The following is a 16,822-nucleotide window of genomic DNA, read 5'->3' as shown; positions in this document are numbered from 1 at the left end:
CGGCCGAGGTCCACCGCCGCTTGCGCAGTCGCGCGGGCGCGCCAAGCTGGGGCTTGCCGCCATGCCCCCCATCCTGATCGGGTCCGAGATCTACCGCCGTTCGACCTACGGGCCGAAGCACCCGCTCGCGATCCCTCGCGTGTCGACCATGCTCGACCTCGTGCAGGCGCTGGGCTGGGTGGCGCCGGGGCAGTACCGCGAGAGCCCGGTCGCGACGCCCGAGGCGCTGGCCCGCTTCCACCACCCGGACTACGTCGCGGCGCTGATGCGCGCGGAGGCCGCGCAGGCGGTCAGCCCCGAGGACCGCGAGCGCTACCGGATCGGCGCCGATGGCAACCCCGTGTTCCGCGAGGTGTTCCGCCGCCCCGCGACCGGCGCGGGCGGCACCATGCTGGCCGCGGCGCTGACCGCGGCCGGCGGCGTGGTGCACGTGCCGGGCGGCGGCACGCATCACGGCCGGCCGGACCGAGCATCGGGCTTCTGCTACCTGAACGACGCGGTGCTCGGGCTGCTGGCGTGGCGGGCGCAGGGGCTGACGCGCATCCTCTACCTCGACATCGATGCCCATCACGGCGACGGGGTGCAGGACGCCTTCCACGACGATCCCTGCGTCTTCACGGTCAGCATCCACGAGGAAGGGCGCTGGCCCTTCACCGGCGGCGCCGAGGACCGGGCCGGCGGGCATGCGCGCAACATCCCCGTGCCGGCCGGCTTCAACGACAGCGAGATGGCCTGGGTCCTGCACGAGGCGGTGCTGCCGCTGGCGCGAAGCCTGCGGCCGGAGGCGATCATGCTGCAATGCGGGGCCGATGGGGTTGAGGAAGATCCACTGGCAAGGCTTTCTCTTTCCAACAATTCCCACCGAATGGTCGTGGCGGCGCTCATGGGCCTGGCGCCCCGGCTGATCGTGCTGGGCGGTGGCGGCTACAACCCATGGACCGTGGCGCGCTGCTGGGCCGGCGTCTGGGGCACGCTGGCCGGCCACGCTGTGCCGGAGCGCCTGCCGCCGCCCGCGGAGGCCGTGCTGCGCGCGCTCACCTTCCACCGCGCCGCCGGCCGGAGCCCGCCCGAGCACTGGTTCACCACCCTCGCGGACCCGCCGCGGCCGGGCGTCGTGCGCGCCGTGGTGCGCCGCGTCGCGGCCCGCGCGCTGGAGGACCTTCCCGCCGCGGGGGCGGCCATGGCATGACCGACGGCATGATCCTCCGCCGCAGCCTGCCCGTCCTTCTCGCCCTGGTCCCGGCCGCGGCGCTCGCCCAGCCCGGCGTGGACCGGCCGCAGCCGCGCCTGCCGACCGAACGCCTGGTCATCCAGACGCGCGACGGGCGGCGGCTCGACTTCACGGTCGAGATGGCGCTGTCGGGCGAACAGCAGATGATCGGCCTCATGTTCCGCCCCGAGGTGAAGCCGGACGAGGGCATGCTGTTCGACTGGGGCGCCCCGCGCGAGAGCAGCATGTGGATGCGCAACACCATCACCAGCCTCGACATGGTGTTCATCGCGGCCGACGGGCGGATCCATCGGATCGCGGAACGGACCGTGCCGCTGTCGCTCGCCACCGTCTCCTCCGGCGGGCCGGTGCGGGCGACGCTCGAACTGGCGGCCGGGGCGACCGAGCGGCTCGACATCCGCGCCGGGGACCGCGTGCTGCACCGGATCTTCGGCACGGCGCCCTGAGCGCGCTTGCCGGCGCGGGGCTGCTTCCATAGGGTGCCGTCCGCACGGGGCGTAGCGCAGTCTGGTAGCGCACTTGGTTTGGGACCAAGGGGTCGCTGGTTCGAATCCAGTCGCCCCGATTCGACTTCCTGGGGCAGCACGCATGTCGAACAGCAAGGGCTTCGCCCGCATCTTCCAGCCGCCGAAGTCGGCGATGCAGTCCGGCCGCGGAAAGGCCACGGGCTGGATGCTGGAATTCGTGCCGACCGAGGCCAAGGCGCTGGACCCGCTGACGGGATGGTATGGCTCGGGCGACATGCGGGGGCAGGTCCGCCTGCAGTTCGACACGCGCGAGCAGGCGATCGCCTATGCCGAGGGCCAGGGCATCGCCTACGAGGCCGAGGCGGCCGCCGCGCCGGCCGCGATCACCCCCAAGGTCTACGCCGACAATTTCCGCTATGGCCGGCACGAGAACTGGTCGCACTGACCGGCTGGTTGCGTGGTAGAAGCGCGGCGGGCGCCCTTAGCTCAGTTGGATAGAGCAACGACCTTCTAAGTCGTGGGTCGGGGGTTCGAATCCCTCAGGGCGCGCCATTCCGCCGCGAGGCGCAACGGCGGCCGGGCCAAGCCCGACGTGCAGGGCTGCCGGCCGCCGCGCGGGCCACGCCGGCCGTCAGAGCTGACCGGGCACCCGCGCCGGGTTCGCGCCGCTGCCGCCCCGTTCGATGCCCGGCCGCCCGATGTTGCCGAACAGCGCCTGCAGCAGCGACCGATCGTTGCCGGGCACCGGCGTCTCGCGCGACACCATGCGCACGTCGCGCCCATCGGCAGCGGTCAGTTCGCGGATGTCGTTCACGACGCCGTCGCGGTTGAAGGAGATCGCGATGACGCGACGGTCCTCGATCCGCAGGAAGGTGCCGGGGGAAAGCCGGGTCCGGGCGCTGATGTAGTACCAGTTCGCCTCGTCGAAGGTGCCGCGGGCGGTGGGGGAGCCGAGCAGCGCCTCGACATCCGCGCGCGTCTGGACGCCCGGCGTGATCTGGCCGAGCCGTTCAGCATCGACGCGGTTGCCGCGCTCGACCGGCTCGGGGCCGATGCGGTCCCCGATCCAGGCGCAGCCGCCCAGGAGGCCGACGAGCAGCAGGGAGGCGGCGAGGCGTGCGTTGACCGATCGGGGATGGCGGGCCATGTCGGGGCAACCGATAGACACCACGCCGCCCCCGGGTCAACCGCCTTGGCGGCCGGAGCCTTCCGACCGATGGGCCTGTTCACCATGTTCCGCCGCCGACCGCACGAGCGGGCCGGCTTCCAACTCTACGGCGCCGCCGTCGCCGCGGCGCGCGATCCGCTGCTGTTCGGACGACTCGGCGTGCCCGACACGGTCGAGGGCCGGTTCGACCTGGTCAGCCTGCATGTCGCGCTGCTGATCCGCCGGCTGCGCACCGATCCCGACCCGCGCGGCCCTGCGCTCGCGCAGGCGGTGTTCGACGCGATGTTCGCCGACATGGACCTGAACCTCCGGGAGATGGGGGTGGGCGACCTGTCCGTCGGCAAGCGGGTCCGGCGGATGTGGGAAGCCTTCCATGGCCGCGCCCTGGCCTATGAGGCGGCGCTCGAGGCGGCGGACGAGCCCGCCTTGGCCGAGGCGCTGGCGCGCAACGTCTGGGTCGGCGAGCCGCCCGATGGCGCGCCGTCGCGACTGGCCGGCCTGGCGCGCGGGCAGGCGGCGCATCTGGCGGGCCAGGGGATCGCGGCGCTCGCGGCGGGGGAGGCGGCGTTCCTGGCGGCCGGGGGGCTGCTCCATGACGCCTGAATTCTCGCGCGTCCGGTCCTTCGCGCGGCTGCCGCCCGCGGGGCGGGAGGAACGTCTGGCCGCCTCGGCCGCGGAATGCGCCGCGCTCGCCCGGCGCTTCGCGATCCCGGCGATCAACCGCCTCGAGGCGGTGGTCCGGCTCCGACCCGAGCCCGGCGGCGGCGTCACCATCGGTGGCCGGCTCTCGGCCGAGGTCGTTCAGGATTGCGTCGTGACGCTCGAGCCCGTGATGCAGGCGGTCGAGGAGAAGGTGGCGCTCCGCATCCTGCCGCCCGGCGGGGAGCCGTCCGACGACCCGGAGGCGCCGGACGAGATCGAGGCCGAGGGCGACGTTGTCGACCTGGGGGAGGCGCTCGCGGAACAACTCGCCCTGGCACTCGATCCCTATCCGCGCGCCCCCGGGGCGGAACTGGCGCCGGAAGCCTCGGGGGAGACGGGCGGGCCCTTCGCGGCGCTGGCCTCCCTGCCGCGCCGGGGGCCGCCCGGATCCTGACCCCGCGCTTGCGCCCTGCGGGGGCGGGTGCTAAGGCCCGGCTTCCCGCTATTCTGCAATCTCGTTGAATTCGAAAGAGGCTCGGCGCCATGGCCGTTCCGAAGAAGAAGGTTTCGCCCTCCCGCCGCGGCATGCGTCGCAGCCACGAGGCGCTCAGCGCGCCCTCGTACCAGGAGTGCTCCAACTGCGGCGAACTCAAGCGCCCGCATCATGTCTGCTCCCACTGCGGCCACTACGACGGCCGTGAAGTGGTGGCGGCGGAGCGCGTGGGCCAGACCATCCGCAGCTGAGCCGCGGTGCAGAGCCACGCGCGGCGGGGATGTTCCACGTGACGGGGTCTTCTCCGCCCTTCGCGCTTGCGATCGACGCCATGGGCGGCGACCAGGCGCCCGATGTGGTGCTCGACGGGCTTGAGCTCGCGGCCGAACGGCATCCCGAGGCGCGATTCCTGCTGGTGGGTGACGAGGCGCTGGTCGGCGGTGCCCTGGCGCGGCGCAAGCGCGCGGCCCGGGCCTGCAGCCTGCGCCACGCGCCCGACCGCATCTCCGGCGACATGAAGCCGACCGCCGCGCTGCGCGTGCGCGGGTCGTCCATGCGCGTCGCGATCGACGCGGTCGCGGGGGGCGAGGCGGCCGGCATCGTCTCGGCCGGCAACACGGGCGCTTTGATGGCGCTGTCCAAGATCGTCATCAAGACCATGCCCGAGATCGACCGGCCGGCTCTCGCCGCGATCGGGCCCTCGGCGCGCGGCGACGTCGTCCTGCTCGACCTCGGCGCCAACGTGCAGTGCGACGCGCGCAACCTGGTCGAGTTCGCGGTGATGGGCGACGCCTTCGCGCGCGCCGTGCTCGGCCTGACCAGCCCGACCATCGGGCTGCTCAACGTGGGCTCCGAGGAACTGAAGGGCGACGACCGCGTCCGCCACGCCGCCGAGGTGCTGCGCGATTCGCACATTGGCGCGCAGTTCCGCGGCTTCGTCGAGGGCCACGACATCACGGCCGGCACGACCGACGTGGTCGTGACCGACGGCTTCACCGGCAATGTCGCGCTCAAGACCGGGGAGGGTGCGCTCAAGCTGATGCGGGACCTGCTGCGCCAGGTCTTCACGAGCAGCGTGCCGGCGCGCATGGGCTACCTGCTGGCGCGCCCGGCGCTCGATCGCCTCCGCGAATGGATGGACCCGCGGCGCTACAACGGCGCCATCCTGATCGGGCTGAACGGCGTGGTCGTGAAGTCGCATGGCGGCACGGATGCCGTGGGCTTCGCCCATGCCGTCGATGTCGCGATGGACATGGTGACGCACCGCTTCACCGACCAGATCCGCGTCGGGCTGACGCGGCTCTCCTCGGCCGGGCCGCGCATCCCGGCCGATCCCCGCTGAAGGCACGACGGCCCATGGTCCTGCGCGCGACGATCGCCGGCTGCGGCGGCTACCTGCCCGAGCGGCGGCTGTCCAACGACGACCTCGCCGCGCTGCACGGCATCGAGACCTCGGACGCCTGGATCCGCGACCGGACCGGCATCGGCTTCCGCCACATGGCGGCCCCGGGCGAGACCGCGTCCGACATGGGCGCGGCCGCGGCGCTGGACGCGCTGGCCCATGCCGGCGTCGACGCCAGCGAGGTCGATGCCATCCTGGTCGCGACCTCGACCCCCGACAGCGCCTTCCCCGCGACCGCGGTGCGCATCCAGGCCAGGATCGGCGCAACGAAGGGCTTCGCCTTCGACATGGCCGCGGCCTGCACCGGCTTCGTCTATGCCATGGGCGTGGCCGACAGCCTGATCCGCACCCGCGCCGCGCGCTGCGTGCTGGTCATCGGCACCGAGGTGTATTCGCGCATCCTCGACTGGACCGACCGCGGCACCTGCGTTCTGTTCGGCGACGGCGCGGGCGCGGTGCTGCTGCGCGCCGAGGAGAACGGCGGCACGGTCGCCGACCGCGGCATCCTGTCCTGCCACCTGCATGCCGATGGCCGCTTCGGCGACATCCTGAACATCGAGGGCGGCGCGGGCTCCACGGGCGGCGCCGGCCTGCTGCGCATGGCGGGCAAGGAAGTGTTCCGCCACGCGGTGACGAAGCTCGCCGCCGTGGTCGATGAGGCGCTGGAGGCGAACGGCCTGACCCATGCCGACCTGCGCTGGCTCGTGCCGCACCAGGCCAATGCCCGCATCATCGAGGCGATGGGCCGCAAGCTGAACCTGCCGAAGGAGCGTGTGGTCGTCACGGTCGACCGCCACGCCAATACCTCGGCCGCCTCCATCCCGCTCGCGCTCGCCGAGGCGCGCCAGGACGGGCGCATCGCCGATGGCGACCTCGTGGTCATGGAGGCGATTGGCGGCGGCCTCACCTGGGGCGCGACGCTGGTCCGTTTCTGATCCGGACCGATCCCGGTTTGACAGGAACCTGCACCCATCCGGTATGATGGGGCATCGCTGCGGGCAGAGATGCCCGCTTTCTTGTTGAACCGGCACCTGCGTCGAAGCGGGGCCAAACGGGAGGATCGGGACATGATGCGTCGTCCCTTCATGTTCGGAATCATCGGGTCGGCCGCGACGCTGGCCGCTCGACCGGGCCACGCGAACGAGCAGATGCGGATCGCGCTCGACACCAATCCGACCCATGTCCGCAACCGCAATGCCGAAGCCTTCGCCGTGCGGATCCGCGCCGAGATCCCGCGCCTCGCGCCGCAGGTCTTCCCCTCCGCACAGCTGTTCCGCGACCGCGACGTCCCCCGCGCGCTGCGCCAGGGCGGCGTCGAGATGGGGATCGCCGGCTGGTGGAACCTCGACGGCATAGCGCCCGACGCGGCGTTGCCGTCGCTGCCGATGTTCTACGGGCTCGACCCCGCACTCCTGCACCGGATCCTGGACGGCGCCGCGGGGCAGCAGATCAACCGCAAGCTCGAGGAACGGCTGCGGGTGAAGGTGCTGGGGCGCTGGTTCGACCTCGGCGCGCAGCATTTCTATTCGACGGGCAAGCCGCTCAATTCCTTCGCCGACCTCGAGGGGCTGCGCATCCGCCATCCGGGCGGGTCGGCGAATGCGGCGCGCATCCGCACGCTCGGCGCCAACCCGGTGCTGGTGCCCTGGCCCGACGTGCCGCTGGCGCTCAGCCAGCGGACGGTCGACGGCCTGGTCACCACCCATGAGAGCGCCAACACGGCGAAGCTCTGGGATGCCGGCGTGCGCTATTCCTTCGAGGACTTCCAGACCTTCAACCAGTACATCCCGATGGTCAGCCAGGTGCTCTGGGGCAAGTTGAGCGCGGCCGAGCGCACGACGCTGACGCGCATCTGGGAGGAATCGGTCGACAAGGAGCGCGCCGAGGCCGCCGCCGCGCAGACCGCCGCGCGCGGCATCTTGCTGCAGAACAACATCACGATCGTGACGGCGAGCCAGGACGCTGCCGCCGCCGCGCGCCGCCGCCTGATGGCGACGCAGGACCAGGTGGTCTCCGAGATCGGGATGGACCGCGACCTGGTCGCCACCGTGCTGCGCGAGATCCGCGCCGCCGGCGTCGCCGTCTGACGCCGCGCGATCCGCATGGAATACGTGCCGGAGGCCGCGGATGAACCCCGCGGCCTGCTCGACCGCATCGACGCGGTCCTGGTGGGGGGGCTCGGCCTCGCCGCGCTGAGCCTCGCCTCCCTCAACGTTGCGCTGCGCACCTTCGCGCCACAGCACGCGATCGAATGGGGGGACGAGGTCCAGGTCTACCTCGTCGTCTGGGCGGTCTGCCTGTCCTTCGCGGCGATCACGGCGGCGAACCGGCACATCAAGGCGGATCTCTTCGTCGGCATGCTGCCGGTGGCGCTGCAGAAGGTGCTCGGCGTCTTCGCCGATGCGCTCGGGCTGTTCGTGGCCGGGGTGCTCACCTGGTACGCCTGGCTCGTGACCTACGAGACCTGGGATTTCGGCGACGTCTCGACCACCACGCTGCGCTTCCCGCTTTGGATCTATGCCGCTTCCTTGTTCGTTGGCATGGCGCTGATGACGCTGCGCTACATCATCCGCATGGCGCACGCCTTCGGCATCGGGGGGCGCAGGACATGACGCTGGTCTGGCCGCTGTTCGCGGCGCTGCTGATCTTCGGCGTGCCCATCTGGCTCGTGATGGGCGCCACCTCGATGCTGGTCTTCGTCTCGGAAGGCCAGCCGCTGCTGCCGATGGCGCAGAAGATCGTGGACGAGCTGAACTCGACCACGCTGCTAGCGGTGCCATATTTCGTCGCGGCCGCGGTGTTCATGGAACGCGGCAACGTGGCGAAGGCGCTGATCGGCGGCGCCGAGGCCTGGGTGGGCGGCATCCCGGGCGGTCTCGGCCTCGTCTGCGTCGCCTCCTGCACCATCTTCGCGGCGATGTGCGGATCGTCCGTCGCGACGGCCATGGCGATGGGCACGGTGCTCGTGCCGGCCATGCTGCGCGCGGGGTATGAACGGCACTTCGCGGCCGGAATCGTCGCGGCGTCGGGCACGCTCGGCATCCTGATCCCGCCATCGCTCGCCTTCGTGGTCTATGGCGTGCTGGCGGACGAGGCGATCACGCGGCTGTTCCTGGCCGGCGTCATCCCCGGCCTGCTGCAGGCGGCGGCGATCGGCGGCTGGGTGGTCTACTACGCGCGGCGCAAGGGATACGCGCAGGAAGCGAAGGTGCCGAAGGAGGAACGCTGGCGCCGCACGGTGCACGCGCTGCCGGCGCTCTCGGTACCGGTGATCGTGCTGGGCGGGCTCTATGGCGGCGTCGTGACGCTGACCGAATGCGCCGCGCTGTCGGCGATCGTCGCGATCGTCCTGTCGGTCTTCGTCTACAAGGGCGTCACCTTCTCGACGCTGCTGCCGGTGATGGCGGAGGCGGTGCGCAACGCGGCGGCGATCATGATCATCATCGCGCTCGCGCTCATCTTCGGGCACTGGGTGACGGAAGCCGGCATCGCGACCCGCGCCGTGACCTGGGCGACGGAACTCGGCCTGACCTGGTGGCAGTTCCTGATGGGCGTGAACGTGCTGCTGCTGATCCTCGGCATGTTCCTCGAGGTGTTCTCGGTGCTGCTGCTGACCATGCCGGTGGTGTTGCCGATGCTCCAGCCGCTCGGCGTGGACCCGGTGCATTTCGGCGTCGTCACCGTGATGAACATGGAAATCGCGCTGCTGACGCCGCCGGTCGGGCTCAACCTCTTCGTCCTGGCGGCGATCCTGCGCTGCCCGCTGTCGGAGGTGGTGCGCGGCATCTGGCCGTTCCTCGTTCTGATGTTCCTGCTGCTGCTGCTGATCACCTACGTGCCGGCCATCTCGCTGTTCCTGCCGAACCTTGTCTACGGCTGAGGCAGTGCAGGGGCGGCGCCCACGGAAACCGTGACGCCGGCGCGCAATTGGGTTGACGCGCGGCGGCGTTGCCGGTTTCCTGTTGGTCTTGAAGGGGTTGCGGGAATTTTCCTGACATGAACACGGTCACGCGGGCACAGTTGGCGGAGGCGATCTACGCCAATGTCGGCTTGTCGCGGAACGAAAGCGCCGCATTGCTCGAGACGGTGCTGGAGCGTGTCTCGGCCGCGCTCGAGGCCGGGGAGCCCGTCAAGATCTCGGCCTTCGGCACCTTCCTGGTGCGCCAGAAGGGCCAGCGGATCGGGCGCAACCCCAAGACCGGGGTGGAGGTGCCGATCCTGCCGCGGAAGGTACTGTCCTTCCGCCCGTCCCAGGTCCTGAAGGCGCGCATCAACAACGAGCCGGTGGGCGAGGACGAATGAGCGAGGACCTTCCCGAGTCCGAGGGCCGCGCCCGCCCGCGCAAGGCGCCGACCGCCTTCCGCACCATCAGCGAGGTGGCGGACGACCTGCACATCCCGCAGCACGTGCTGCGCTTCTGGGAAACCAAGTTCCCGCAGCTCAAGCCGCTCAAGCGCGGTGGTGGCCGCCGCTACTACCGGCCGGAGGACATCGCGCTGCTGCGGCGCATCTCCGACCTGCTCTACACCCAGGGCTACACGATCAAGGGCGTGCAGCGCCTGCTGCGCGACGGCACGGACGAAGGCCCGCAGGCGGCCGCGACCGGCGAGCTGCCGCTGGGCGACCCGCCCCCGGCGGCCGAGGAGCAGGAGACCGCGGCGCTGCGCGATGCGCTGGCGGAGCTGGAGGCGATCGCGCGCGACCTGCGCGCACTCGCCGCCTGAGGGGGTTTCAAGGCGCCCCGCGCGGTGCTACACCGCGCGCCCGGTCGGAGCGTAGCGCAGCCTGGTAGCGCATCAGTCTGGGGGACTGGGGGTCGTGGGTTCGAATCCCGCCGCTCCGACCATTTCTTCCCCCTTAAGCGCCGGACGGCTCTTTTCCACGGCCCTTCGCTTCGCGTATCGCGCCGGCGCCCAGGTATCCGCTGTCAGCCCGGGCGCGCTCGCGCCCTGCGGTCCCGGCCCGAGGCGAACCTCGGGCCGCCTTCCGGCCGCCTACCCCCGGGTCACCGCCTGCGGCAGGAACGCTCCATTGTAGTAGGGCGTGACGCTCAGCGGCTTGCGCGCCGCATACACATAGGCCGGGTGGTAGACCATGTGGATGATCGCGTCCTCCCCGATCGCGATGTCGGCGGCCTGGGCGAGCAGGCCGTTGCGCTTTGCGTCGTCCATCTCGGTCAGCGCCTGCGCGACCAGCGCATCGGCCCGCGGGCTCGAATGCCGCGTGCGGTTGGCGGTGCCAAGGCCGCGTTCCCGGTCGAAGGTGTGGACCAGCGCGCGGTAGGCGTAGGAGACGTTGTCCGCGCCGTACTGCGCCGCCATCACGCTGAAGGTCTGGCGCGACGCCGCCGGGAAGTAGGCTGCGTTCGGCAGCGTCGCGACCTCGGTGCGCACGCCGATCCGTGTCCAGAACTGCGCGATCGCCTGCGCCACCTTCTCGTCGTTCGGGTAGCGGTCGTTGGTTGCGTGGATGGTCAGCTGGAAGCCGTTCGGATAGCCGGCTTCGACCAGCAGCGCGCGGGCGCGCGCCACGTCCTGCTGCACGACGCGCAGGTTGGCCGAGGTGCCGGGCGTGCCTTCGGGCAACAGGTTCGACGCGACGGTCGCCGCCCCCTCCATCACGCGCTCCACGATCGCCTGGCGGTTCAGCGCCAGCGAGAGCGCCTGGCGCACGCGCGCATCCTTGAGCGGATTGCGCGTCATGGGCTGGCCGGCGGCGTCCCGCACGAAGGGGGAGGCGTCGCGGTCCATGTCCATCGCGACATACATCACCCGCATGCCGGCGGTCTGGGTGACGTTGAGGTTCGCGTCGCGGCGCAGGCGCGGGATGTCCGGGATCGAGACCTCGTCCACCGCCTGCACGTCGCCCGCGATCAGCGCCGCCATGCGGCTGGCGTCGGACGAGATGACCTTGAAGTTCGCCGTCTCGAAGGCGGGCGCGGCGCCGGTCCAGTGCGGGTTGCGCCGCATCTCGATGAACTCGCCGAAGCGGTAGTCCGTGAGCGTATAGGGGCCGGAGAAGACCCGCACCTCCTTCGCGTTGAAATCCGCCGTCCGCAGCCCGGCCCCGAGCGACTTCGACAGCACCGCGATCTCGGTCATGTCCTCGGCCATGAAGGGATAGGGCTGGGCGGTGCGGATATGCAGCGTGCGCGCGTCCTTCACCTCGGTCCCCGTGATGGCGCGGACGAAGATGTGGTAGGCGCCGGCCGAGCCCGTGATGGTCGGCACCCGGGCGATGGAATAGGCGACGTCCTCGGCCGTGATGGGGCTGCCGTCGCTGAATTTCGCATCCGCGCGGATCTTGAATTCCCACACCGTGTTGTCGCCGATGGGGCGCCAGGATTCCGCGATGCCGGGCTCGGGCTTGCCGTCGGCGGTCATGCCGACCAGGCGCGCATGCATGGCGCGCAGGATGGCCTGCTCGCCCGAAAGGCGGAAATGCGGGTCGAGCGAGGTTGGCGTGAGCTTGATGCCGGCGCGCAGGCCCGGCGCCTGGGCGCGCGCCAGGTGCGGCAGGCCGAAGGTCGCCGCGCCGGCGGATGCGGCGACTGCCTTGAGGAATTCGGAACGCTTCATGGCCGTGGCCTCCCGGGGTTCGTTCCCGGTGATCCTTGGCGAAGCGGGCCGCCGGCGCAAGCGGCGCGGCCTCATGCCAGCGGCCGCATGCGTTGGCTCGTGAAGAAGTCGCGCGGCCGCTGGCACGTCATGGATTTTTCATGCAGCCGCCAAACCGGGTCCCATCGAAGCGGGCTTCGATGGGCGCCCGCCAACCCTGCGCGCGGATGCGTCAGGCCCTTTGACCGGCCGTATCAGCCCCGCGCCTCGCCTCCGTAGTAGAGGGTCACGGTGTGCGTCGCCTCGGCGAACATCAGCCAGCGTTCGGCCACCAGGCCGAGCAGCGCCGAGGCGGTGCCGAGCACCGCCAGCAGCCCGCCAGCCACGCCCCCCACGACGAGGGCGAGCGCCAGGAGCACCGCCGGCGCCGCGAAGCCCGCGACGGAGGCGATCAGGCGCAACCGCGCGGCATGGGCGCGGGCGATGCGAAAGCCCATCTCCCGCAGCAGGTAGTTGGTCTCGGTGTGCGGCGGGTCGAGCGGCCGCACCTTGCCGATGAAGCCGAGGCCCGTGGCGCTTTCCGCGGTCGAGACCGGCCGCGCGGCATCGACGCTGGCCCAATAGGCGCGCTTCAGCGCGAAGCCGAGCGCGCCGAGCAGCGCCGCGATCGCCGCCGGCCCGGCCGCCTGGCCCCAGAAGGCGCCGAGCATCGCCAGCAGTGCGGCGCCCGAGAAGGCGGCGAACAGCAGGTAGCCGGGCGTGACCAGCGGGTGGTGCCACTGCCGGATCGGCTTCAGCGAGGCGTAGATCATGCCGGTGCAGTACACAGTCACGACCGCACCGAGGGCGGAGAGCAGGCCCATCAGCGTGGTGAAGGCGCCGCCGTCGCCGATCGTGCCGATGAAGAACAGCCCGGCTGGCGCGAAGGTCGCGATCGCCGCGACGCCCTCCCGCGACAGCCAGGAGGAGCGCCACTGGCTGACCGCCCGCCACGCCCGTTCCGGCCGGCCGAGATGCGCGGTGGACGACAGCAGCCCGAGCATGACCAGCACCAGCGCGAGGCCGAGCGCAGCCGCGCCGAAGCCCGGCGTGCCGGGCACCAGGCCGAGCGGGCGCAGCAGCCCCATCCAGAACAGCATCCCGTAGCCGGCGCCCGACGCCACGGTGAAGAAGACGATGGACGGCGCCGGGTTCATCGGGACAGCACCTTGTCCACCCAGCGCAGCAGCGGGTTGGTGATCTGGGACGGCAGCGGGCCGGCATCCTTGGGCGGCCCGGCATCGGCCTTGGGCGCGCGCCGCGGCGGCAGGTAGCGGTTGACCGGCTTGTAGCCGAGTTCCGGCATCAGTTCGAACCCGCCGCGGTCCGCGACCAGCTTCGACACCGCGCTCTCCGGGTCGCCGAGGTCGCCGAAATGGCGCGCATTGGCCGGGCAGGTGGAGACGCAGGCCGGCACGCGCTGCTTCTCGGGGATGGTCTCGTTGTAGATGCGGTCGACGCAGAGCGTGCACTTCTTCATGACACCCTGGTCGTCGTCGAATTCCCGCGCGCCATAGGGGCAGGCCCAGGCGCACAGCTGGCAGCCGATGCACATGTCGGTGTTGACCAGCACGATGCCGTCCTCGGCGCGCTTGTAGGACGCGCCGGTGGGGCAGACGGTGACGCAGGCGGGCGTCTCGCAATGCAGGCACGACCGCGGGAAGTGGACCGTGCGGCCGTCTTCCCCGTCGCCGGCCTCGTAGGAATGGACGCGGTTGAACCAGACGCCTTCCTGCCCCGCGGAATACGGGTTGCGATCCGGCAGCGGCGCCATGTGTCCGCTCGTGTTCCATTCCTTGCAGTTGGTCGCGCAGGCATGGCAGCCGACGCAGGTGTCGAGGTCGATGACCAGCCCGAGCTTCTTCGCGCCGGGCTGCGGTGTCGGAAGGGACGTCACGGCTTCGGCCCCCCTGCGTTGAAGCGAAGGATGTCGGGTGTTGCCGGCATGTCGGGCGGCGGCTCCAGCATGGTGGGGAAGGGGTCGGTCACGCCGGCTTCCTCCGGCGCGCATTTCGTCACCTTCACGCGGAGGTCGTACCAGGCGGCCTGGCCCGTGACGGGGTCGGCATTGGCCAGCCGCGGGCCGGCCTGCGCGGGCAGCCATTCGCTGATGACGTGGTTCAGCAGGAAGCCGCGCTGCGCTTCCGCGGCATCCGGGCTCAGCATCCAGGCGCCGGCGCGCTTGCCGATGGCATTCCAGGTCCAGACCGTGTCGCGGTTGACGCCTTCCATCAGCGACAATTGCGCCTTCACTCGGCCGCTGCGGCTTTCCACCCAGACCCAGTCGTCCTGCGCCAGCCCTTCGGCCGTGGCGCGTTCGCGCGACATGTACAGCTTGTTCGACCCGTGGATCTGCCTGAGCCAGGCGTTCATCGAGCCCCAGGAATGATACATCGCCATCGGCCGCTGCGTGACGGCGGACAGAGGGAAGGGCTCGGTGTCGTGCTGCTGCTGCTCGAGCGGCGCGTACCAGAAGGGCAGCGGGTCGCAATAGGTGCGCACGCGCTCGCGCAGGTTCTCGGGCGGCTGCTTGGTGCCGTGGCCCTCGGCGGCCAGGCGGAATTTCTGCAGCGGCTCGGACCAGATCTGCAGCACGATCTGGTTCGCATTGCCCATCATCCCCATCGCCTTGGCGTTCGCGAGGTAGGTCGCGTTGGCGTGCTTGAAGTAGGACTCTTCCGGCGCGAGGTTGTGTCGCCAGAAACAGCCATTGTCGATGTAGCGCTGCAGCTGGTCCGGGTTGGGTTCGCCGACGCCCTTCTTCGAGCCGTCCTCGCCCCGCCAGCCGGCGAGCGGCCCCACGCCCGGCATGCGCTGGTGGTTCACGATGTAGTCCGGATAGTCCTTGAACTTCGGGCTGCCGTCCTCCTTCACGAAGGCCGGCAGGCCGAGGCGGGCGCCGAGTTCGATCAGCACCTCCTGGAAGGGGCGCACGTCGCGGTCGGGCTTGATGACGGGCTGGCGGATGGCATCGCCCGGCCCGTGGGACGATCCGATCGGGCGGTCGAGGATGCTGATCGCGTCCCAGCGTTCCAGGTAGGTCGTGTCGGGCAGGATCAGGTCGGCATAGGGGACCGTCTCGCTGAAATAGGCGTCCGAATAGATGATGTGCGGGATGACGTAGTCGCCATTCTCGTCCTGCGCCGTCAGGCAGCGGATGGTCTCGAGCGGATTCATCGCGCTGTTCCAGGCCATGTTCGCCATGAACATGAACAGCGTGTCGATCTTGTAGGGATCGCCCTTCTCGGCGTTGCCGATGACGGTGTGCATCATCCCGTGCAGGCCGAGCGGCGCTTCCCACGAGAAGGAATGGTCGATGCGCAGCGGCGTGCCGTCATCCTCGACGAGCAGGTCGTCAGGGCCATGGGTGAAGGACAGGATGTTCCCGGCCAGCGGCGTATTCGGCTTGGCGCCCTTGCCGGCGGGGCCGGGGCCGGGCGGGATCGGCCGCGGGAAGGGCGACTTGTAGCGCCAGGAGCCCGGCGTATCGACCGCACCCAGGATCATCTGCAGCAGGTGCAGCGCGCGGCAGGTGTGGAAGCCGTTGGAATGGGCGCTGATGCCGCGCATCGCGTGGAATGCCACCGGGCGGCCGACCATCTTGTCGTGCTTGCGGCCCCAGACATCGGTCCAGGGGATGTCGAGCGTCAGCGGATGGTTGAAGGCGATGTCGGCCACCTCGGCGGCCAGGCGCCGGATGCGCTCGGCGCTCATGCCGCAGCGTTCGGCGACCGCCTCCGGCGCGTATTCGGCGCCGAGGTAGCGTTCCGCCATCAGGTTGAAGACCGGCTGCACGCGGCGGCCGTCTTCCAGCGTGAAGTCGCCGACCAGCACGGCGCTCAGCGTCACGTCATCGGCCGCGATCGCGCCGCGCGCGCGGTCCCAGGCGAGCGGCTTGCCCTCGGCGTCGCGGGCGAACAGGCCGTCATCGGCGCCGCCCGGATTGCGTACCACCAGCCAGGGCGCGTTGGTGTAGCGCACCAGGAATTCGCCATCGACGCGGTCGGTGCGGATCAGTTCGTGGATCAACGCCATCACGAACAGCCCGTCGGTGCCCGGGCGGATGCCGACCCATTCATCCGCGATGGCCGAATAGCCGGTGCGCACCGGGTTTACCGAGACGATCTTGGCGCCCCGCCCCTTCATGGCGCCGAGGCCCATCTTGATGGGGTTGCTGTCATGATCCTCGGCGACGCCGAAGATCATCAGGTATTTCGCGTGCTCCCAATCCGGCTCACCGAATTCCCAGAACGACCCGCCGATGGTGTAGAGGCCGCCCGCCGCCATGTTGACGGAACAGAAGCCGCCATGCGCCGCGAAATTGGGCGTGCCGAACTGCGCCGCCCAGAAGCCCGTCAGCGACTGGGACTGGTCGCGGCCGGTGAAGAAGGCGAGCTTCTTCGGGTCCGTCTCCCGCACGTGCTTCAGCCAGCCGGTGGCGGTCTCCATCGCCTCCTCCCAGCTGATCTCGGCGTATTCGCCGGAGCCGCGCGGGCCGACGCGCTTCAGCGGCGCCTGCAGGCGGGCCGGCGAATACTGCGTCATGATCCCGGCGCTGCCCTTGCCGCAGAGCACGCCCTTGTTCACCGGATGGTCCGGGTTGCCCTCGATGTAGCGGACGCGCCCGTCCTTGAGATGCACGCGGATGCCGCAGCGGCAGGCGCACATGTAGCAGGTCGTGGTCTTCACCTCGTCGCCGATCGGCGCCGAGTAGGCGATCCTGTCGGTCGCGCCGCCGTCATCCGGCATGTGGTCGTCGCCCCTTCGGTGTCTTCCGGATGGGAGTAGCGCATGGCCCCGGGGCTGCGCAAAGGGGGGCGTGG

18 protein-coding genes and 3 tRNA genes are annotated in these 16,822 nt (G+C 70.8%); 16 read left to right on the top strand and 5 right to left on the bottom strand.

Features of this window, described 5'->3' with window-relative positions; all coding sequences use genetic code 11:
* Positions 1-61: 61 nt before the first annotated feature.
* From E8M80_RS00605 to E8M80_RS00585, 5 genes are all read left to right on the top strand, one after another.
* The gene (locus E8M80_RS00605) at positions 62-1,189 is read left to right on the top strand and encodes an acetoin utilization protein AcuC (protein ID WP_137123710.1); all 1,128 of its coding nucleotides are present in this window, start codon (positions 62-64) and stop codon (positions 1,187-1,189) included.
* On the top strand, positions 1,186-1,677 hold the full coding sequence (locus E8M80_RS00600; RefSeq protein WP_240789835.1) for a DUF192 domain-containing protein: 492 nt from the start codon (positions 1,186-1,188) through the stop codon (positions 1,675-1,677). The genes E8M80_RS00605 and E8M80_RS00600 overlap by 4 nt, the downstream gene beginning before the upstream one ends.
* A 45-nt stretch (positions 1,678-1,722) precedes the next feature.
* A tRNA-Pro gene (locus E8M80_RS00595) sits at positions 1,723-1,796 on the top strand.
* A 23-nt stretch (positions 1,797-1,819) separates the two neighbouring features.
* Complete coding sequence (locus E8M80_RS00590; protein ID WP_137123709.1) at positions 1,820-2,143, top strand: NADH dehydrogenase ubiquinone Fe-S protein 4; 324 nt, start codon at positions 1,820-1,822, stop codon at positions 2,141-2,143.
* A 30-nt stretch (positions 2,144-2,173) separates the two neighbouring features.
* A tRNA-Arg gene (locus E8M80_RS00585) sits at positions 2,174-2,250 on the top strand.
* Between the two features lie 79 nt (positions 2,251-2,329).
* Here the strand turns inward: E8M80_RS00585 and E8M80_RS00580 are convergent.
* Positions 2,330-2,845, bottom strand: a complete 516-nt coding sequence (locus E8M80_RS00580; protein ID WP_137123708.1) for an outer membrane protein assembly factor BamE — start codon at positions 2,843-2,845, stop codon at positions 2,330-2,332.
* A 69-nt stretch (positions 2,846-2,914) separates the two neighbouring features.
* Between E8M80_RS00580 and E8M80_RS00575 the strand changes: the two genes are divergently transcribed.
* The 11 genes from E8M80_RS00575 to E8M80_RS00525 all read left to right on the top strand — a co-directional run bounded on the left by E8M80_RS00575 (position 2,915) and on the right by E8M80_RS00525 (position 10,249).
* Positions 2,915-3,469: a ubiquinol-cytochrome C chaperone family protein gene (locus E8M80_RS00575; protein ID WP_137123707.1), complete on the top strand. Its 555-nt coding sequence runs from the start codon at positions 2,915-2,917 to the stop codon at positions 3,467-3,469.
* Positions 3,459-3,962, top strand: a complete 504-nt coding sequence (locus E8M80_RS00570; RefSeq protein WP_137123706.1) for a DUF177 domain-containing protein — start codon at positions 3,459-3,461, stop codon at positions 3,960-3,962. The genes E8M80_RS00575 and E8M80_RS00570 overlap by 11 nt, the downstream gene beginning before the upstream one ends.
* An 89-nt stretch (positions 3,963-4,051) precedes the next feature.
* Positions 4,052-4,252 (top strand): 50S ribosomal protein L32, encoded by a 201-nt coding sequence (rpmF, locus tag E8M80_RS00565; protein ID WP_137123705.1) that lies wholly within the window; start codon positions 4,052-4,054, stop codon positions 4,250-4,252.
* A 29-nt stretch (positions 4,253-4,281) separates the two neighbouring features.
* A complete protein-coding gene (gene plsX / locus E8M80_RS00560) occupies positions 4,282-5,343 on the top strand; it encodes a phosphate acyltransferase PlsX (RefSeq protein ID WP_137123704.1) in 1,062 nt (353 codons plus the stop codon).
* 14 nt (positions 5,344-5,357) lie between these two features.
* Positions 5,358-6,338 carry a beta-ketoacyl-ACP synthase III gene (locus tag E8M80_RS00555; RefSeq protein ID WP_137123703.1) on the top strand — a complete coding sequence of 327 codons (981 nt, stop codon included), beginning with the start codon at positions 5,358-5,360 and terminating at the stop codon, positions 6,336-6,338.
* 132 nt (positions 6,339-6,470) lie between these two features.
* Complete coding sequence (dctP, locus tag E8M80_RS00550; protein WP_170979128.1) at positions 6,471-7,490, top strand: TRAP transporter substrate-binding protein DctP; 1,020 nt, start codon at positions 6,471-6,473, stop codon at positions 7,488-7,490.
* Positions 7,491-7,505: 15 nt separating this feature from the next.
* On the top strand, positions 7,506-8,015 hold the full coding sequence (locus E8M80_RS00545) for a TRAP transporter small permease (protein WP_137123701.1): 510 nt from the start codon (positions 7,506-7,508) through the stop codon (positions 8,013-8,015).
* Complete coding sequence (locus tag E8M80_RS00540) at positions 8,012-9,283, top strand: TRAP transporter large permease (RefSeq protein ID WP_137123700.1); 1,272 nt, start codon at positions 8,012-8,014, stop codon at positions 9,281-9,283. The genes E8M80_RS00545 and E8M80_RS00540 overlap by 4 nt, the downstream gene beginning before the upstream one ends.
* 116 nt (positions 9,284-9,399) lie before the next feature.
* Positions 9,400-9,705 (top strand): integration host factor subunit alpha, encoded by a 306-nt coding sequence (locus E8M80_RS00535; protein ID WP_137123699.1) that lies wholly within the window; start codon positions 9,400-9,402, stop codon positions 9,703-9,705.
* Positions 9,702-10,127, top strand: coding sequence for a MerR family transcriptional regulator (locus E8M80_RS00530; RefSeq protein WP_137123698.1), 426 nt, complete (start codon positions 9,702-9,704; stop codon positions 10,125-10,127). The genes E8M80_RS00535 and E8M80_RS00530 overlap by 4 nt, the downstream gene beginning before the upstream one ends.
* A 45-nt stretch (positions 10,128-10,172) precedes the next feature.
* A tRNA-Pro gene (locus E8M80_RS00525) sits at positions 10,173-10,249 on the top strand.
* Between the two features lie 148 nt (positions 10,250-10,397).
* Here the strand turns inward: E8M80_RS00525 and E8M80_RS00520 are convergent.
* The 4 genes from E8M80_RS00520 to E8M80_RS00505 form a co-directional block, all read right to left on the bottom strand.
* Complete coding sequence (locus tag E8M80_RS00520; RefSeq protein WP_170979127.1) at positions 10,398-11,981, bottom strand: ABC transporter substrate-binding protein; 1,584 nt, start codon at positions 11,979-11,981, stop codon at positions 10,398-10,400.
* A gap of 233 nt (positions 11,982-12,214) precedes the next feature.
* Entirely contained in the window at positions 12,215-13,156 is a 942-nt protein-coding gene (locus E8M80_RS00515) for a DmsC/YnfH family molybdoenzyme membrane anchor subunit (protein ID WP_137123696.1), read from the bottom strand.
* On the bottom strand, positions 13,153-13,896 hold the full coding sequence (locus E8M80_RS00510; protein ID WP_137123695.1) for a 4Fe-4S dicluster domain-containing protein: 744 nt from the start codon (positions 13,894-13,896) through the stop codon (positions 13,153-13,155). Before E8M80_RS00510 ends, E8M80_RS00515 begins: the two co-directional genes overlap by 4 nt.
* Positions 13,893-16,748 (bottom strand): molybdopterin oxidoreductase family protein, encoded by a 2,856-nt coding sequence (locus tag E8M80_RS00505; RefSeq protein WP_137123694.1) that lies wholly within the window; start codon positions 16,746-16,748, stop codon positions 13,893-13,895. Before E8M80_RS00505 ends, E8M80_RS00510 begins: the two co-directional genes overlap by 4 nt.
* Positions 16,749-16,822: the final 74 nt, after the last annotated feature.

This window comes from Roseomonas sp. HF4, assembly GCF_005222755.1.
Taxonomy (GTDB): Bacteria; Pseudomonadota; Alphaproteobacteria; order Acetobacterales; family Acetobacteraceae; genus Neoroseomonas.
This window is presented reverse-complemented; position numbering and strand designations above follow the sequence as displayed.

Bases quoted from the DNA above. Each gene is read 5' to 3' on its own strand.
- E8M80_RS00605 (WP_137123710.1), top strand. From the start codon at position 62: ATGCCCCCCATCCTGATCGGGTCCGAGATCTACCGCCGTTCGACCTAC.
- E8M80_RS00600 (WP_240789835.1), top strand. From the start codon at position 1,186: ATGACCGACGGCATGATCCTCCGCCGCAGCCTGCCCGTCCTTCTCGCC.
- E8M80_RS00590 (WP_137123709.1), top strand. From the start codon at position 1,820: ATGTCGAACAGCAAGGGCTTCGCCCGCATCTTCCAGCCGCCGAAGTCG.
- E8M80_RS00580 (WP_137123708.1), bottom strand. From the start codon at position 2,845: ATGGCCCGCCATCCCCGATCGGTCAACGCACGCCTCGCCGCCTCCCTG.
- E8M80_RS00575 (WP_137123707.1), top strand. From the start codon at position 2,915: ATGGGCCTGTTCACCATGTTCCGCCGCCGACCGCACGAGCGGGCCGGC.
- E8M80_RS00570 (WP_137123706.1), top strand. From the start codon at position 3,459: ATGACGCCTGAATTCTCGCGCGTCCGGTCCTTCGCGCGGCTGCCGCCC.
- rpmF (WP_137123705.1), top strand. From the start codon at position 4,052: ATGGCCGTTCCGAAGAAGAAGGTTTCGCCCTCCCGCCGCGGCATGCGT.
- plsX (WP_137123704.1), top strand. From the start codon at position 4,282: ATGTTCCACGTGACGGGGTCTTCTCCGCCCTTCGCGCTTGCGATCGAC.
- E8M80_RS00555 (WP_137123703.1), top strand. From the start codon at position 5,358: ATGGTCCTGCGCGCGACGATCGCCGGCTGCGGCGGCTACCTGCCCGAG.
- dctP (WP_170979128.1), top strand. From the start codon at position 6,471: ATGATGCGTCGTCCCTTCATGTTCGGAATCATCGGGTCGGCCGCGACG.
- E8M80_RS00545 (WP_137123701.1), top strand. From the start codon at position 7,506: ATGGAATACGTGCCGGAGGCCGCGGATGAACCCCGCGGCCTGCTCGAC.
- E8M80_RS00540 (WP_137123700.1), top strand. From the start codon at position 8,012: ATGACGCTGGTCTGGCCGCTGTTCGCGGCGCTGCTGATCTTCGGCGTG.
- E8M80_RS00535 (WP_137123699.1), top strand. From the start codon at position 9,400: ATGAACACGGTCACGCGGGCACAGTTGGCGGAGGCGATCTACGCCAAT.
- E8M80_RS00530 (WP_137123698.1), top strand. From the start codon at position 9,702: ATGAGCGAGGACCTTCCCGAGTCCGAGGGCCGCGCCCGCCCGCGCAAG.
- E8M80_RS00520 (WP_170979127.1), bottom strand. From the start codon at position 11,981: ATGAAGCGTTCCGAATTCCTCAAGGCAGTCGCCGCATCCGCCGGCGCG.
- E8M80_RS00515 (WP_137123696.1), bottom strand. From the start codon at position 13,156: ATGAACCCGGCGCCGTCCATCGTCTTCTTCACCGTGGCGTCGGGCGCC.
- E8M80_RS00505 (WP_137123694.1), bottom strand. From the start codon at position 16,748: ATGCCGGATGACGGCGGCGCGACCGACAGGATCGCCTACTCGGCGCCG.